Origin of the sequence: Rhizobium sp. CF142, from assembly GCF_000281145.1 — a bacterium.
Classification (GTDB): domain Bacteria; phylum Pseudomonadota; class Alphaproteobacteria; order Rhizobiales; family Rhizobiaceae; genus Rhizobium.
This window is the reverse complement of record NZ_AJWE01000010.1, coordinates 63,854-81,011: the sequence shown is the minus strand read 5'-3', so window position 1 is coordinate 81,011 and position 17,158 is coordinate 63,854. Positions and strand designations below refer to the sequence as shown.

The 17,158-nt window shown below is 58.4% G+C and carries 10 protein-coding genes; 7 read left to right on the top strand and 3 right to left on the bottom strand.

Going from position 1 to position 17,158, the window contains the following annotated elements:
* Positions 1–48: 48 nt before the first annotated feature.
* The 5 genes from PMI11_RS02945 (at position 49) to PMI11_RS02925 (ending at position 5,530) form a co-directional block, all read left to right on the top strand.
* Positions 49–438, top strand: a complete 390-nt coding sequence (locus PMI11_RS02945; protein WP_007813124.1) for a RidA family protein — start codon at positions 49–51, stop codon at positions 436–438.
* 25 nt (positions 439–463) lie between these two features.
* Positions 464–1,327: a MurR/RpiR family transcriptional regulator gene (locus PMI11_RS02940; protein WP_007813123.1), complete on the top strand. Its 864-nt coding sequence runs from the start codon at positions 464–466 to the stop codon at positions 1,325–1,327.
* Positions 1,328–1,346: 19 nt separating this feature from the next.
* Positions 1,347–2,123, top strand: a complete 777-nt coding sequence (locus PMI11_RS02935; protein WP_007813121.1) for an SDR family oxidoreductase — start codon at positions 1,347–1,349, stop codon at positions 2,121–2,123.
* A gap of 31 nt (positions 2,124–2,154) precedes the next feature.
* Positions 2,155–4,071 (top strand): beta-N-acetylhexosaminidase, encoded by a 1,917-nt coding sequence (locus PMI11_RS02930; protein ID WP_007813119.1) that lies wholly within the window; start codon positions 2,155–2,157, stop codon positions 4,069–4,071.
* 184 nt (positions 4,072–4,255) lie between these two features.
* Entirely contained in the window at positions 4,256–5,530 is a 1,275-nt protein-coding gene (locus PMI11_RS02925; RefSeq protein ID WP_007813116.1) for an MFS transporter, read from the top strand.
* Positions 5,531–5,748: 218 nt separating this feature from the next.
* On the opposite strand, the gene PMI11_RS02920 is transcribed toward PMI11_RS02925, so the two are convergent.
* The 3 genes from PMI11_RS02920 to PMI11_RS02910 all read right to left on the bottom strand — a co-directional run bounded on the left by PMI11_RS02920 (position 5,749) and on the right by PMI11_RS02910 (position 14,198).
* A complete protein-coding gene (locus PMI11_RS02920; RefSeq protein ID WP_007813114.1) occupies positions 5,749–6,153 on the bottom strand; it encodes a hypothetical protein in 405 nt (134 codons plus the stop codon).
* Positions 6,154–6,281: 128 nt separating this feature from the next.
* Positions 6,282–6,485, bottom strand: coding sequence for a hypothetical protein (locus PMI11_RS02915; protein ID WP_025669820.1), 204 nt, complete (start codon positions 6,483–6,485; stop codon positions 6,282–6,284).
* The gene (locus tag PMI11_RS02910; protein WP_162137069.1) at positions 6,486–14,198 is read right to left on the bottom strand and encodes a hemagglutinin repeat-containing protein; all 7,713 of its coding nucleotides are present in this window, start codon (positions 14,196–14,198) and stop codon (positions 6,486–6,488) included.
* Positions 14,199–14,581: 383 nt separating this feature from the next.
* Here PMI11_RS02910 and PMI11_RS02905 point away from each other — a divergent pair, with 383 nt between their 5' ends.
* Together PMI11_RS02905 and PMI11_RS02900 are read left to right on the top strand one after the other, a co-directional pair.
* Complete coding sequence (locus PMI11_RS02905; RefSeq protein ID WP_244430527.1) at positions 14,582–15,319, top strand: invasion associated locus B family protein; 738 nt, start codon at positions 14,582–14,584, stop codon at positions 15,317–15,319.
* A 9-nt stretch (positions 15,320–15,328) separates the two neighbouring features.
* A complete protein-coding gene (locus tag PMI11_RS02900; protein WP_007813108.1) occupies positions 15,329–17,065 on the top strand; it encodes a ShlB/FhaC/HecB family hemolysin secretion/activation protein in 1,737 nt (578 codons plus the stop codon).
* The last annotated feature ends 93 nt before the right edge of the window (positions 17,066–17,158 follow it).

The window sequence follows — 17,158 nt, the reverse complement described above, 5'->3', positions numbered from 1 at the left end:
ATGGTCCCTTGTCAACTTATCAAGAAAATAATTTGCAGGGATCCCGACATGTCCATCAAGCGATATGGCACTGTTCAGACCGGCGCCGGCGGCAAGGCGCTGCCTTTCGCGCGTGCGGTCGAGGCCGATGGCTGGCTCTATGTTTCCGGCCAGGTGGCGATGGAAAACGGCGAGATCATCGACGGCAATATCGTTGCCCAGACGCATAAGACGATCGCCAATGTGCTCGCCATTCTCGATGAAGCCGGATACGGCGTCGAGGACGTGGTACGCGTCGGCGTCTGGCTGGACGATCCGCGCGACTTCTGGACATTCAACAAGATCTATCAGGATTATTTCGGCGCACATCCGCCGGCCCGCGCCTGCGTCCAATCGTCGATGATGGTGGATTGCAAGGTCGAGATCGACTGCGTTGCCTATAATAAGAAGAAGAGTTGACTGAGGGATCGGCGGGAGGATCGGCTTGGATATCTTTTCCACATTGCAGGAAGACAGGAGCGGGCTCTCCGCCTCCGAGAGCCGCATCGCCGACATCATCGTCAACGATTTCGAATTCGCGGTGAATGCCTCGATCATCGAGCTTGCCGAACGCGCAGAAGTCTCACCGCCGACGGTTACACGTTTCTGCCGCCGCCTCGGCTGCGACAGCTTTTCCGATTTCAAGGTGCAGCTTGCCCGCACCGCCCATGTCGGCGTGCGTTATCTGAAGCCGGAATCAAAGAGCAGCGATCCGGCCGATGTCGCTCAGGATATCATCACCAAGGCGCAGAACGCCCTTTTTCTGTTGCATCGCTCGCTGGACCTGACCGCGATCGAGGCTGCTGTTGCGCAGATCGCCAAGGCGGAGATGATCTATGCCTTCGGATCGGGCGGCAATTCCTCGATGATTGCCGATGAGCTACAGAATCGGCTCTTTCGCCTTGGTCTCAGGATCACCTCCAGTTCCGACCACAGCATGCAGCTGATGATGGCGGCGGCAGCGAAGGCCGGTGATGTGATCATCGGCTCTTCCTTTTCAGGGCGCAACGCAGAGCTGGTGCGGGCCTTTGCACTGGCACGCGAGGCCAAGGTCAGGACCATTGCGCTGACGCAAACCGACAGCCCGGTCGCGAGAGCCGCCGGGATCGTCGTGCCGATCGATCTTCCGGAAGGAACGAACATCTTCCGCCCGACATCGACGCGTATCGCCTATATCGCAACCGTCGATATCCTGGCGAGCCTCGTCGCCTATGCCATCCAACCGAAGGCGACGACGACGCTGAGACGCATCAAGCAGCAGCTGGTCACACACCGCGATGGGGATGACAAGCAGCTGCTCGGAGACTGATCAACAAGAGGGAGCGACAATGACGCAATCAGTGGCCATTGTGACAGGAGCAGCAGGCGATATCGGCGCGGCGATCGCCGATCGACTCGCCGCCGATCATGACGTCATTCTGCTTGCGGATATCGATCTCGTCACTGCGGCAGCCGTTGCCGGCAGGCTTGGACCGGCCGATCGTTTCGTTCCCGTCGAATGCGATGTGACCAGCGAGACGAGTGTTGCGGCTCTTGCCAGGCGCGCAGCCCAGCTCGGCAGCCTGCGCACCCTCGTCAACAATGCGGGTGCAGCCCGCGCTGTCAGCCTGCATGATACGACGGCGGAGATCTGGCGTGCCGACAATGCGCTCAACCTCGAAGCGGCATTTCTCTGCTTTCGGGCCGTCGAAGACCAGCTGAAAGCGTCGCGAGGCTCCATGATCAACATTGCCTCGGTCAACGGCATGAACGTGTTCGGCCATCCGGCCTACAGCGCCGCCAAGGCCGGCCTTTTGCATTTCACCCGGCTGGTCGCCGTCGAATATGGAAAATTCGGCATCCGCGCGAATGCCGTTGCCCCCGGGACGGTGAAGACGCAGGCCTGGGAAGCCCGCGCGGCCGCCAATCCCAATGTCTTTGAGGATGCCCGTCGCTGGTATCCGCTGCAGCGCGTCGTCGATCCGAAGGATGTCGCCAATGCCGTCGCCTTCCTGGCCGGTCCCCAGGCTGCGGCGATTACCGGCGTCTGCCTGCCGGTCGACTGCGGCCTGACAGCCGGCCAGGCCGAGCTTGCCCGTACTTTTTCCCAGTCCGAGCACTACTGAAAATCACAGGATACACCGAGAGGAACGAGATATGAAACCGGCCGACTATCGCCTGGAAAGCAGCTGGAACCCCAATGGCGGGCCAAATGGCGCGTTCACCTTCACGCTGTTCAATCTTTCCAGTGAGGCGCTTTCCGGTTTCAAGCTTGTCTACACCTCGCTCACGCGGGTCATCAATGCCGCCGCGTGCAGCAATGCCACGTTTCTGAGACGCAACGCCAATTTTCATGAATTCGAACCGCCGGTCGGCTTGACCCTTGCTGCCGGTGAAAGCTGGACCTTCACTGTCGCCGGCCTGCACCGCCCGGCACGACATTGCACTGATGGCGCCAAGTCCGCTTATCTGACGCTGTCTTCTGGAGCGCATGTATCGGTTTCCGTTTCCGATCTGCTGCTCGAAGGCCGCACCAGCGAGCCTCCGCCCGTGCTTTTGCCCGAGGGCCGGCTCGATCTGCCTTTTGCGCTGCAGCCGTGGCCGGCCGAAATCGATGCGAAACTGGGCGATAGTTTTCCGGTCATCCTCTATCCGGAGGGTGCCAGCGCAGACGAATTGTCGGCAATATCCGCCTGCATTTCGCTAACCCGCCGCCTTTTCGAAAGCGACCATTCGGTTTTCAATCTGGTCGCCTCGCCGCAGGGCCGCGCCCTCACCTTCAGCAAGGATGCCTCGCTCGAGACCGAAGCCTACCGGCTGACCTTCTCGGCCGATCGCGTGACACTTTCTTATTCCGGCGCTGCTGGGCGCCAGTACGGCCTGACCTCGCTCGCGCAGATGCTCAACGGTGCGCGGGTCGGCAAGGGCAAATTCCGCTTCCCGGTTTCCGGAACGATTTCCGATTGGCCCCGCTACAGCTGGCGCGGCTGCCATCTCGACGTTTCCAGGCAGTTTTATCCGGTTGATGACGTCAAGCGGCTGATCGACATCCTTGCCTGGTTCAAGCTCAACATCTTCCACTGGCATTTGACCGATGACGAGGCCTGGCGTCTGGAGATCAAGGCCTATCCGCAACTGACGACAACGGGCGTGTTGCGAGGCCCGGACGAACCGCTGCTGCCGCAGCTTGGCAATGGCGCAGAGCCTGTCGGCGGCTTTTATACCCAGGACGATGTTAGGGACATCGTTGGACATGCGAGTTCCCTTCATGTCGAGGTAGTTCCGGAGATCGATATCCCCGGCCATAATGCGGCGACGCTGGTTGCCCTACCCGAACTGACAGACGGCCAGGAGGCACCGGATAGCTACCATTCTGTCCAGGGCTATCCGAACAACGCGCTGAATCCTGCTGTGCCGCTGACCTACGAATTCCTGGAAAAGGTCTTCGACGAAATGGTCGAGCTGTTCCCTTCGCCTTACATCCATATCGGCGGCGACGAAGTGGCGAACGGCTCCTGGCTCGCCTCGCCCCTTGCCAGGAAGCTGATGGCCGAAGAAGGCATTTCGGGCACGTTCGGGCTGCAATCCTACTTCCTGAAGCAGGTCAAGACGATGCTCGACAAGCGCGGCCGCAAGCTCGCGGGCTGGAACGAGGTCGCCCATGGCGGCGGGGTCGCGGCGAAGGACAGCCTCTTGATGGCCTGGGAAAATCCGCAGGTCGGCATCGAGCTCGCCGAACAAGGCTATGACGTCGTCATGACGCCGGGTCAGGCTTACTATCTCGACATGGTCCAGGCCGAAGCCTTCCAGGAACCGGGCGCGAGCTGGGCCGGCACGGTGCCGCCAGCCCACACCTATGCCTATGAAGCGGCCGGCGAATTTCCGGAAGCGCTGAAACACAAGCTAAAGGGTGTCCAGGCGTGTATCTGGTCGGAGCACTTCCTATCGCGCGGCTATTTCAACCGCCTCGTCTTCCCGCGTCTTCCGGCAATTGCCGAAGCTGCATGGACCCCGAAAGCGTCGAAGGATTGGGACCGTTTCGCAGCGATCGTGGCGCTTAGCCCGAAGCTTTGAGCTGGCAACGATGAAAATTGACATCGGGGGTGATAATCGCCGGCCCTCGTCGAGGGTTTGGTCGATCGAGGCATCGAATGTCGGATGAGCGTCAGGCCGGCGGCTTTGTCTTTCCCTTGAATCAGGATTTCGGCTACACGCCGCATGCGTGCCTTCCCACCCTCAGGCGCGACCGAGATTGATCATGACGATCCTTGTGCGAACGCGGGTTTCTCCGCCTGCACAAGGATACCCTCAAAGCCAGCTGGCGACGATAATGAACCGCTTGATTCCCGACGTTTTCCGTAATCCTGCAATCCGGGTGAGCATGATCGCCATCTTCACGTTCGGAGTTGCCGGAGCGACGACGGCCCCCTATCGGTCGGTCGTGGGCATCCGCGAACTCGGCCTGTCGAATGAGCTTTATGCCGCGCTGATCTTCGCCGCAGCGGCGGTCAACGTGATCGTCAGTATTCTGCTCGGCAATCTTGCCGACCGGCTCGGTGAATATCGTTCGATGATGCTTGTTGCGGCGACCTTCGGCGTTGTCGGTTATGGCGCGGTCTTCTTCTTCCCGACGCAGGACATATTTGTCCTCAGCGCGCTTCTGCTGCTGCCGGTCTATGGTTGCCTGAACTCGTTGCTCTTTGCCAATGTCCGGGCCGCAGCCCATGGGATGGCACCCGCTGACGTGGCGACCGTCAATTCCGGCGTGCGGGCGATGATCTCGCTTTCCTGGGTCCTGGTACCCGGGCTCACGGGGGTTCTGCTCTCCTCCTCGTCGACCATGTTGCCAGCCTATCTCTTCGCCGCCATTTCCTGCCTGGTCTGCGTGGGGCTCGTCGGCTTCCTATTGCCCCGACAGAGCGGCACGGATCGTGCCGCCACCCACCATCTCTCCTATCTCGCCGCACTCGGCCAGGTGATTTCTCCGAAAATCTTCAGCCGGATCACGGCCATCGCCCTGATCAGCAGCACATTGCATGTGAACGACGCCATTTTCCCCCTCGTCGTAACCGGCGCCGCACGCGGCACTGTCGCCGATATCGGTATTCTGGTCGGGATCGTCGCTCTCCTCGAGGTGGTCTTCATCATCGTCTGGTCGCGCCTGCTGCGCCGCATCAGCCAACTCGCAGCCCTTGCCACCGGGGCATTGATCTATGCCGTCTACCTGCTGCTACTGGCCTTTGCCCAGGAGCCCTGGCATGTCTATGCCCTCACCTTGATCAGTGGCATCGGCGCGGCGTCACTGATCTCCATTCCAATCACCTATCTGCAGGATTTGATCGCCGAGCGGCCCGGTCTCGGCAGCGCGCTTATTTCCGTCAACATCTTTCTCAGCGCCGGATTAAGCGCTCTTCTCTTTGCCGCCGGCACAGCCATCACCAGCTATTCCGGCACTGCGGTAGTCAGTGCGCTCTCTGGTCTTCTGGGGATCGCTTGGTTGCTGTTTCTCGACAGACGTCGGTGCTGGACCTGAAGCTGAAATTCGTTGGATTTCTCTTCCTCGTCCGAGAGCCCTGGGCCTCCTCGACCGCTATCGGAACCGGGGGCAATCCGGGCGACAAATGCGCCTTCCTCAAGGCGCATAATGACGGAATCGACGATGAATCGTGGCGGTTGGCTTTTTAATAGACGGCTCCGAAACGGGCGGACCGACGACCACTGCTGCACCGAGTCCTCGAGTCTATGCCTTAATCATCTAAATATATCAGCCACATAGCCTGGGACAATTGGTGCAGACTCGCCGATGTTATTTTTCATGAGCCAGGGACCGGCGATGAGATCTATACAATCAATGCCGCCTTCAGAAAGTACATTGTTCAAATAGGTATTGAATTCGTCAAATCCGCCCTCGAAGAGAACATTCTTAAAAGATCCATCCGGCTGTCGAACAGACAATCCTGGACTGAAATCGCCATTTGAAATTAGGAATTTCGACAACTCTTTCGCGTCATTGTATACCTCATCTGGCGATTTATCGTACGGCTTGTCATCTTTATCGTATGTGACAAAGCTTAATATGTGGCCAAAGAATATTATATCGCGATCGCCCTCGTCATAAATGTCGTCAACGACGTCTTTTGCATATTGCTGATTCATTTATTCATTTTTGTTGAATATGAAACTAATAACACGTCCTGGAAATACTTCGATAGCTTTCCCCCGACGTCAGTATCGCCAAAAAACTCTCAGCGGTAGAAAGATGCTGCCGTCCGGGCTCGGGGCGTTCATTTTGAGGTTGGAACAAATGCAATCAAACACTGATTGTCTTTTTTTCCTACCAGGCTAACTGGTTTGATCTGTTCACCTCCATCAATGGAAAGAACCACAGGTAGGTCCTGATTTTCAAAGGACTGAAGTTCCTTTATTAAGGATCGAATTGTCTTTCCTTTCTCCGTCCAGCTTTTCCTATTATCTTCGTCGATATCCATTTAATCACCTATGCGGTTAAGGTTCTCGTCGTAAGTACCAAGTCTATTTTCTTTAGTTCCAAGATTTTTAACCGATGTGGCCATCTTCCAAGCGCCGCCGTTGTGGCCATCGAGGTCTCTGGTGATATACAGGTTTCCTTTTTTATAAACCGCCTGACCTCCGTGGATCGTTTCGTTTATCTTTGCGAAGCCAAGAGCTTCAGCCGCTATTCTGGCCTCCTTATTCGTCTTATAGAATGGTCCGATGTTACCCTTACCCGTAACACCTCCCAATATGGCCATTGCAACAATCGTGTTGATATCGAGTCCGGTGTTGGCGAGAGCCTCCACCTTTTCAGGCCAAGTAAGCGACGCATTGTCCCAGATTGCCCAGCGCTCAGCCCCCATCTTCTCGGCGAACGCGTAGCCCTCTGCGTTGCCTTCCAGAAATTGTCGGAAGTTTTCGCCGCGCGGCTGTCCATCCAACTCTTCGATTGCAGTGAAAAGCCATTGGTCCATTTGGGCAAGTTCCATGTTTGGAGCATTGCTGCTTCCAATAGCGAAACCGGCGGAACGCAGGACCGCAACACGCTGCGTAGGGCTTAGGCTGTTGAGATACGCATAGATCGCGTCCTTGCACTCTTGATAGGTTTTTATGCCGAGCTCTATCAAGCTTCCGTCATGCTGACGGATGCTGCAGCTCGTCTCATAGGCGTATGCGGGGGTTATGATCCAGTCGAGGAGATTGAAGCCCTGCTGCTGGCCGCAGCCAACGAATTCACCACCATTCGCCAGCGCCTGGATGCCTGCCTTGACCTGGGCTTGTTCTTCGGGCGTGAGTTCGCGTCCGAGAATGTATTTGTCCACGAAACCACCGGGGGCAAGTGCCCCGCTCAGACCCCGTCCCAGTCCATTCAGGCTCGTGTCAGAGAGATAGAACTCGATGCCAACATGTACGTCCTTCGTGATTTCATAGGCATCTTCAGGGTCCCGATTGAGCTCATCCAAAGGCGAGGTCGCGCCTTGCGCTTCCAGTGCCGCCTGCTTCTGCTCATCCCGGATGATGATCTCGCCTGGGCCGACTGTGGCTCGAACTTCCTGACGGGTGTCATCGAGCTGATAAGAACCCTCGACGCTCGTGCGCGGCTGAGATGTCTGATCGGGCCGCTGCGGCCCCTTTCCGCTCAGGTCGATATTGGCCGTGAGGTCGAAACCTTCATATCCTTTTGCTCCCTCGAAATTCTCAAAAGTCAGCGTGCCGGTATCGAGTATCAGGTCGCCACTTTCGGAAATAATCTTGCCAGCACCAAGATGTGTGTTGCCGCCGACCGTGACATCCATCCAACCCGACGAGACAAGCCCCGACTGCTCGCTGATCCAGTTGGTCTTGCCGGAACCAAGACCACCACCCGGTGAGATTCCGCTGAGTGAAAGGCCACCGTCGAGAGGCCCACCGAAGCCGATACCGAGCGAAACAGATGAATTGGAACTCTTGCCGGTGTCAGGGACAGAAATGATGTTGAGGTCACGCCCAACGTCGGCGGTTACCGTATCGCCGGAGACGACCGCGCCATTGAGGTTGGTATCGCGACCCGATTGGAGGTTGATGTCGCCGGATCCAGTTACATGGGTATTGACCTGCGTCGTCCCCTCACCCTTCGATTTTCCGGCGCCGGCATGGGCACTGCCGCTGACGCCGACGCCAATACCATTCAGCGTCAACCCCGCTGAAAGACCGATGCTGGCGCCAGCCGACGTACTGCTGGACGATGAGTTGCTGGTAGCCTGCGCGCTTTCCAGGTTGATGTCATTGCCGGCCTTCAGCGTGATATCACCCACCTTGTCGCTGTCGGAAAGCGTCGGCCGGCCATTCTCATCATAGCCCGCGACGATTTGGGCGCCGTGGCTGTTGATGTCGCCGGACGTTGCCTCGATGGTGACCGACTGGCCGGCGCGGATGCCGGTGACGACGGGCGTAGAGGTTTCCGCATTCTCACGGGATTTCGAATATTCGAAACCAACGCTGAGGGAGGCAGAGGCGATATTGCCGGTGCCGCCCGCGATTGCCTGCAGATCCTTGATCGCGTCGTAGGCTTTCAGACCGGCGAAGGCTGCATTGGCGGTAGAGTAGCCGTCGGACACGTTGGCGATCTTATCGGCCGCATTGGCTATGCTCTGCCCTGCGCTTACCAGACCCGTCGAAACCTGAGCGGTGATGCCGGCAAACAGTTCCTCGTGGACATGGTCGTAGTTGGTAACATCCTGGGCCGATAGAAGATTTACATCACGTTCCGCCGTGATCAGGACATCACGCTCAGCTTCGACCTGAGCTGCCTGAAGGTTGGCATCACGTCCGGCGGTAATGATGACATCGCGGCCGGCGCTGAGGGTAGATCCGGCGTTGGTTGCGGCGCTCTGGCGCGTCTCGTCGCTCACCTTTCCATAACCGATGCCGATGGAGGCGCCGCCACTGCCTCCGCTGAGCTGGATGCCGAAGCCGGAGCGCTTCTCCTTTTCTTCCGACGCCTGGCTTTCGGCTCCGGGAAGAATGTTCACGTCGCGCGCCGCATCGAGCACAATGTCATTGCCGGCATCGACCTTCGAGCCAACGATATTAATGTCGGTGTCACGCGCCTTGATCGTGACATCAGTGCCGGCCGAAAGCTGTGATGACGCGTTGTTCGTGGAGGACGATTTGTTTGTCTTCTCCTCCTTGCCCCATATCGAATAGAAGCCGCCGCCGGACCCTGCGCCGATTCCGGAACTCTTCTGTGCTAGTTCGTGTTGATGAGTTTCTTGCGCACCAAGGATCGAGACACTGTCACCCTCGATAGAGATGGCCTCATCGGCCGTGACCGAGGAGCCGGCGATGGCAACATTGCGGCCGGCATCGAGCTTCACATTGCCGGAGGCACCAAGTTGAGCGGCAACTATCGTTTCATCATAGCCGTCATAGTGCCAATTCCGCGAAGACAGGAACCCCTTGCCCTTGGAGTTGATCGTTTCATCGACGACATCCTTGCCCGAGGAGACGATGAGATTGCCGCCGGAACGGATATTAAGATCGGCCTTGTGATCCTCATCGCCGGCCTGAAGCCCGGAGGCGGAAATGACCGTATCCTTGCCGGACGAGATGGAGACGCCGGTCTTGCCGCTGATCGACGAGCCGGCGGCCAGCTCACGGTTAAGCGTGGCGTCGGTCGTCGCGTTTCCGCCCGACTTGTTGTGGAACTCGTAGCTTTCGCTGTCGCGCGCTTCAGCGATCGTCACGTTGCCGGCGGCTTTGAGATCGACGGACTTATCCGCCTCGATGCCGCTGCCGATGACAGCGAGATTGCCTTCGCCCTTGGTCCCGGCCGAGACCGAGACATCGCCCTTCGAGGTGATCTGCGAACCGAGATGGGTGGTGAGTTCGCCGGAGTTCTTCCCGTAGGCGAGCGAGGTGGTGTTCTGCGCAGCGGCGATATTAATGTCGTGGCCGGCCTCGATCGCGGTATTGCCATCCGTCTTTATGGACGAGCCGGAAAGCAGGATATCCTTGTCCGCCTTGATCGTGGCATTGCCGCCGGCGACGAGCTGGGACTCCTGCTGCGTCGTCGAACGCGTCTTCGTATAGCCGTCATCGGTCTGGCGCGTCACATCGGTCGTGACGATGTTGACGGAACCGTTTTCGGCGGTGACATTGAGCGCGCCGCCGGCCTTGGCCGAACTGCCGATCACGTTCACATCGTTTTGTGCTGTGATGGAGATGTCGCCATCCGCATTGATGCGGGTTCCGGTCGCATTCTGCGAACCGTTATTGTCGACCTTCTGCGCCTCGAGCGTCACGTCGCGGCCGGAGAGTTCGGCCTTGCCGCCGGTCTCGATGCCGGCGCCCTGCAGCTTGAGGGCCTCGCCGGCGGCAAGTTTCGCATCGCCGCCCGTTTCCACCATGGCGTTCGGATTGACGACGTCATGGCCGCCAACCGTCACCGTCTGCGCCGCCAGAGTGAGATTCTGCGACGCCTCCAGCGACAGGTCATTGCCCGCCTTGAAGCTGCCGCCGTTGGCCGAGATATCGGTTGCATTCACGCCAAGGTCGTTCTTGGCGACGAGAGCGCCGGAATTGGCAACCGTACCCGCATCGATCGACACCGAGCTGCCGGAAATCAAGGCGCCGGCAACCGTCAGCTTTGCCTTGTCGGTATTGGCGACGTAAACGGTCGGGACGAGTACCTCGACCCCCTGCACCGTCTTCTTTTCGTACCAGACCATCGTTTCGGTCAGGTTCGCCGCAAGCTCCGGAGATATTTCCTCACCGATGGCGAGATTATGCGCTTTCGCGAACTCCAGGCCATTGTCGAGCAGGCTCTTCATTTGCTCGATCGCGTCGCTGCCGGGAACGAACGAGCCCTTGCCGAGGCCTTCGCCAACGAGCTGGCGAAGCTGCTGGTCGACAAGCTGGTTCTCGAAATAGGCATCGCCAAGGAACGGCACCTCGCGATCCGGCGCATAGCCGATACGGTCGATGAAATAGCCAGAACCGTAGAATTTGCCGACATCGAGGAAATCGGCGCGGGTTTCATAGAGGAAGACCTGGCCCGGGATCGTTCCGCCAAAACCGCCGGAATTGGGTCTGGAGGCGCTTGCGCCAAGAGCTGCGTTCGGTGCGAAGAGCGCTCCGCCCGCCGTCAGGCCGTTCAAAGCGGCCGTGGGATTGGCAGCGTTCGAGCCGGCCGCAAGACCTGTATGTCCTGCAATCGAACCGCTGCCGACGCTGTTGTTGAGAGTGCCAAAGCTGACATCCAGTGCACCTGCGGCCTTAATGTTGGCCGAAGCCAGCCCGACCGCCTCAGTCTTGGTGAGGACCGAGGTTCCCGCCGCCATGTCCTTGGATGGATTGCGATTGCCGCTCGCGTCGTAGGCCTCGCACGCCCCTTGCGCAAAGCATTCGACGACGGTCTGGCGGGTGCCCATGACACCCTGGTTGTTGAGCGTGCCGCCGCGAAGAACGGCATTGCCCTGTGCTTCGATCGAGCTGCTCGCGTTATTGAGAACCGTGGAATCGATCAGCAGGTTTCTGCCGGAGCGAATGAGCGCCTCCGAAGCAAGCGCGCCATCGAAAACATCCTCGTAGACGCTCTGCCCGATGCGGGCACTGTCGTCCCAGGTATAGATCGTGCTCGTATCCCTCGGCTTTCCCTGCTTTGAGACGATGAAATATTTCGACGGGTTGTTCGGATCGAGCGTGATATTGCCGTTTGCGTCGCGCGGCACACGAGTCTGGATCCAGTCACGGATCGAATCCGAACTGCTGGGGCCGACTTCCGTTATCCAGGTCCATGCACGGAAGGATGTGCCGTCGGCGAGGCGCGCTTCCGACCAGAGCTTGTCCTGATAGGCTTCCCATTGCTGGCGCGGCAGATCCGGGAAGAGATAATCGCTCGGACTGTCATCGTTCGAGCCCTGATAGAGCTGCATGAACGGCTGGCCGGCGACGGCCTGGTTCAGGCGGAATGCCGCCAGCGTATCCGAGTCGATCCGGACGGATTTCAGACCCGGGAGATTGAGCCGCTTGTTGGTGAGATTATCGGTGATGAGCGAGACGTCATTGCCGGCCTGGATAAGGCCGGAGATATTGGTAATCGAATGATTGCGACCGCCGGCGGCATCGGCGGCAATCGTCAGATCCCGGCCGACAACGATCGCTCCCTGGTCATTGACGAGGTCGCCCGGCACATAGAAGCGCCCGTCCTGGCCGGCATAGACGAGACCGGTTGCCGTGTTGGAGAAATTGCCGCCGGTGGTCAGCGTAAGATCACGCCCGGCTGCCATTTGTCCGGCATTGGCGAGTGATGCCAATGTCAGCGTCATATCGTTGGCAGCCAGAAGGGATGTGGAAGCGGTCGTGGAAACGGTCTGCGCCTTAACCGCGATATTGCCGGTGCCTCCGTCCGAGGAAAGCGCACGCAGAGTGGTGCCTGCCATGTTGGCCGAGCCGGACAGATTGAGCGCCACGCCACCGAAAGTCAGGGAACTCGAGGAAAGATTGGCACTATCGGCATTGACGATCAGCGTACCTGATGTGGCGATCTTGCCGCGATTTCCGCTGAGATCCAGGCTCTGGAGCGAAAGCGTGATATCGCCTTTGGCGACGGTCTTGTGATCGAGACTGATGGCGCCCTGATCGGCCCCGAGCTCGGCCTTGGCGAAGCTCTGCAGGCTGTCGTAGGAAATATTCTTTTGCGCGTGAACCGTCAGATCACCATCGCTGACGATCTGATCGGCGCTGACCGATCCTCCTGTTGCCTCGAGCTTCGCGCTACCCACGCCCCCCTTCATCACGAGCGGGCCGCTAGCCGCGGCGCTCGCCTCGAAATCCACCCCCGATACGACCTTGCCAAGCGCCAATGCGCGCGCTCGTGCAGTCAGCGTCCCGCCCGACAGCAGATCTCCGGTAATGGCAATGTCCGCTCCGGCCGATAGCATCGTGTTGTTGAAGCTGATCAGCGAGCCGGCGCTGATTGCACCCGAGGCTGCATTCACCGTCAGATCACCACCGCCGGCCTTGCCCAGTCCGGAGATTGCGATATCGCCAGATGTCGAGGTTAGTTGTACGGCACCGTCGGCGATGATCTGGTCCGCGGCAATGCCCTGCCCTGCCTTGATATCGGCGTCCTTGCCCGCCGAAATATTGCCGGCTGCGATCGCCCCCGACGAATTCAACGTCAGCTTTCCAAGCGCTGCAACTTCGCTGTCGATCGTTAGAAGACCGGTGCCGTTGGCAAGAGCGACATCCTCATCAGCGGCGACAGTCTCAAGCGTCATGCCGGCAGCAGCATCGACGACGACGCTTTTCTTGGACGTGAGCTTCTTGGCCTCCACCTGCCGGTTCGAACGGATTTTCACACCGTCACGGCCCGATGCGTTGCCGAGCGAAATCTTGCCATCTGCCGACAGCGTGAGATCACCAGCATTGGCGGCCATGTCGGCGCGCATGCGCACCCCTGCCCCCTTGTCGGTCACGACGATCTTGATGCTGTCGGCCTGCATGGCACCGAGCGCGGAACCATCAATGGCGAATTCTCCGGCATCGGCCGCCCCGTCAAGCGCAGTCGCCTCGCCCGTCGCGTAGTCGAACCTGTTGCGGCCGACGGCGAAGCGCATGGCTTTGCCGGCCACCGGGCCGTCGACACTCACTTTACGGGAGACGACATCGAAGAGATCGACCGCGCCGTCACCGCCTGCGAAATTGCCGCCTTTGGCTCCAAAGATCACATCGCCGCCCTGAACCGTGAAGCCGGACAGTTTTCCACTGGCGTCAATGTCCGGCTTGCCAGTGGTCAAGGTTGCGTGCGGCGTGTTGATGAAGCCGCAACCTGAGCATGTGATGCCATTCGGATTGGCGATAACGACATCGGCGCGCCCGCCGAACACTTCGACCGGCCCTTCCAACGCGCTTCGATTGCCGCTGGTGACTTCATTCAGGATGACCGAGGCCGGGCCGCTGTTGCGCAGGTTCGGGTTGCCTGGCGTGACGCCGCCGAGCTTGGAATTGCCAATCTCGGCGTTGTAGTTATTCAAAATCAGACCAGGCGTTCCGACATTGAAGTCGCCGTATTTATTGTGGGAAAGGCCGGCACTGTTCGGCGTCACGATATCGATTAATGGAATGCCGTTTGGCGCCGCCCCGATGTCGGGCCGGTTTGCGGCCGGTGCGCCCGCATCCGGCGTCACCTGCTGGGCTTGCAGCAAGGCCGGTTGAAACAGGAGAAGGCCGCTTAGAAACGTTGCAAGTGCCCTGCGCGCCAGACCGGAAGAAGCATGCCGCTCTTTGCGCTTTGTGGATCCGACGGGAACTCCGCGCCAAACGGAAAAAAGCAACCCGGACTTGCCCATGCTGTCACAACCTCTGTCATCGACCAACCCGGTTGCAACGCAGCAAACGGGAAATTAGCCAATGCGACAACCTAATGGCGAAAGTCAACGTGTACAGAAAATCTGTTCAATCTTAAGATGATGATTTTCTTAATGCGATGTCGACGATTTCAGACAATACCGATCAGAGCTCGTAGCCTATACTCAAAAATATTCATATAAATCAATATGATAAATCGGAATTCAATGCCAAGCCCACTATGGAATCCGTCGATAGGAATGGCGAGCAACCTTTTGTTGAGACGGCGTTCAGTTTGGCGAAAGATTCAATCTTTACGAGGATTGTCATAAGCCGGAAATTGCTCGCCTGGCGAGCGTTTGCGACATTTGCGAAGATAAGACGGTGGGGCATGGGATTGCGTTATTGCGCGAAAGGAATGGTCGTTCTGGGTACTACTGCAGCGCTCTTGTCTGCTGGACCGATCGTGATGCGGGGACCGAGTGCCATTGCTGCGGAGCCTCCTATCCAATCGACACGTTTCGATGATTGGTACTATCGCTGCGTTGACGCCGATACAGGCGACGGCAAGAGCGTGAGGCAGTGCGAAGTTGCGCAGATCGCCCAGGTCAAGGAGGGAGAGAAGGATGCCAATGTCCTGACACTGGCGATCGCAAAAACCGCCCCTGCCACCGGAAAGACATCCTCTGGTACCGGTCTGCTTTTGACCGCATTAGTCCCGCTGAACGTAGTTCTGCCCGTGGGGCTCGGCCTTGCGGCAGACGGCAAGGATGTTGTCAACATCCCCTATCGCAATTGCAATCAGGCAGGTTGCTGGGCACAGCAAGCGCTGAGCAGGGAGATGCTCAACGCTCTGCAAAAGGGAAGCTCCGGCGCAGCGCGACTGCGCCTGATGAACGGGCAGAACATCAATTTGCGCTTTTCGCTGAAGGGCCTGACCAAGGCTCTTGCCGAACTTCAAAAACCGTCCAGGACATAGAAGCGCCTCATGCGAAGCATTCCCCTGATGTCTTGGCTCGCGGCTTTCGCCATAGCAAACTTTGCGGCAGGCAAAGGTTTTGCGCAATCGGCCGAACCGCCGAGATCGCCTGCAGACGAGTTCATGCGCCGGCAGACCGACCTGAAACGTGCGCAGCGGCTCAATGCCCTCCAGGCTGCCACGCCTGAGGATTCCGTGGCAGAAGCACCACCGCAGGTCGATAAGAGCGAGGGACCGTGCTTCGGTATTTCGCATGTCGAGGTGCAAGGCGTTACACTGCTGCCGCAGACAGCACTCGCGCCAGTTCTCGAACGCTATAAAAACAGCTGCATAGGCCTTGCCGACATCAACACCCTGCTGAAGGGCCTGACCTTTCTCTATGTAGACAAGGGCTACATCACCTCACGCTTCTATGTTCCCGAGCAGGACATCGCCGCGACGAAGACACTGCGTCTTGTCGCAACGGAAGGATCGCTTTCGGATATTTACTTGAATGGCAAGCCGGTCACCGCCGGTGGCGCGCTGGCAACAGCTTTTCCGGGAATGCGAGGCAGGCCGGTCAATATTCGGGACGTCGAACAAGGCCTTGACCAGATCAACCGGCTCTCCTCCAACAACGCAAAGACAGCGATGTTGCCGGGCGCGCATCCGGGCGAGTCAATCCTCAACGTCCAGAACAAGCCGGACAAGCCATGGCATCTCTCGGCCGCAAACAACAATCTCGGTCAGGCTTCGACGGGCTATTCCCAAACGTCGCTATCATTCAGCATGGACGACCTGTTCGACCTGAACGATCTTCTCTCGCTTTCCTATCAGCACACCGGACCGGACTATCCTTGGCCGAATGACGGGGTGGGCCGAAGCAATAGCATTTCCGGCTCGTTCAGCGTGCCTTACGGCTATTGGACGCTGAGCCTAAACGGTTCCTGGTATCGCTACAATAGCACGATTCCCGGCAACTTCACCGATATCGAAACTTCGGGCGATTCAGGCCAGTTCGGTTTCAGCCTTGATCGCGTGCTGATGCGCGATAAGGACTCCATCACGACGCTGAATACCGCTCTCAACTACAAACAGACCGACAATTTCCTGATGGGCAGCCGCATCGAGGTCGGCAGCCGCCAATATAGCGTCGGCAGTCTCGGCATCTCCCATTCTCGCCGGATGCTCGGTGGGGTCTGGGTTTTCGATCTCGGCTATAGCCAAGGGCTCGATATCTTCGACGCGGTCAAGCGTGGCGAGCCGGCAGCCGCTGATGCCGAGCCGGAATTCTCAAAATTTTCCGCTACGCTCAATGTCACGACACCCTTCGAAATCTCCGGTCAGCACTTGCAGTATGCCACTGTTATCAACGGGCAATATTCGCCGGACAATCTGTTCGGGGCCGAGCAAATCTCTCTTGGCGGCTACAGCAACATACGCGGCACCCGCGACAGCGTGCTGTTTGGCAATAATGGCGTCTTCATGCGCAACGAGATCGTATGGCGCACGCAGCCATGGGCAAGCAATGCGCTTCTCGTCAACAGGCTGGGTGAATTGCGGCCCTATGCCGGAATCGATTACGGCCATGTTTTCGGGCAGGAGCGCTTCAGTATCGAAAGCGGCGACATTGCCAGCTGGACAGTTGGAAGTCGTCTGACAGGCGGGACGATCAACGCGGATCTCGGCTATTCGCACATCTTCAGAAGCACGGCTGACACCAGCATGAGAGATTTATTCTTCGCGAGCGCTGCGCTCGCTTTCTAACACAGGGTCGCGGTGCGACCTGATCTCCTACCCATGCAAACCAGCTATGATACGCTGCGATCAGATTCTCCGGGCGTCATTAGAAATCACGCA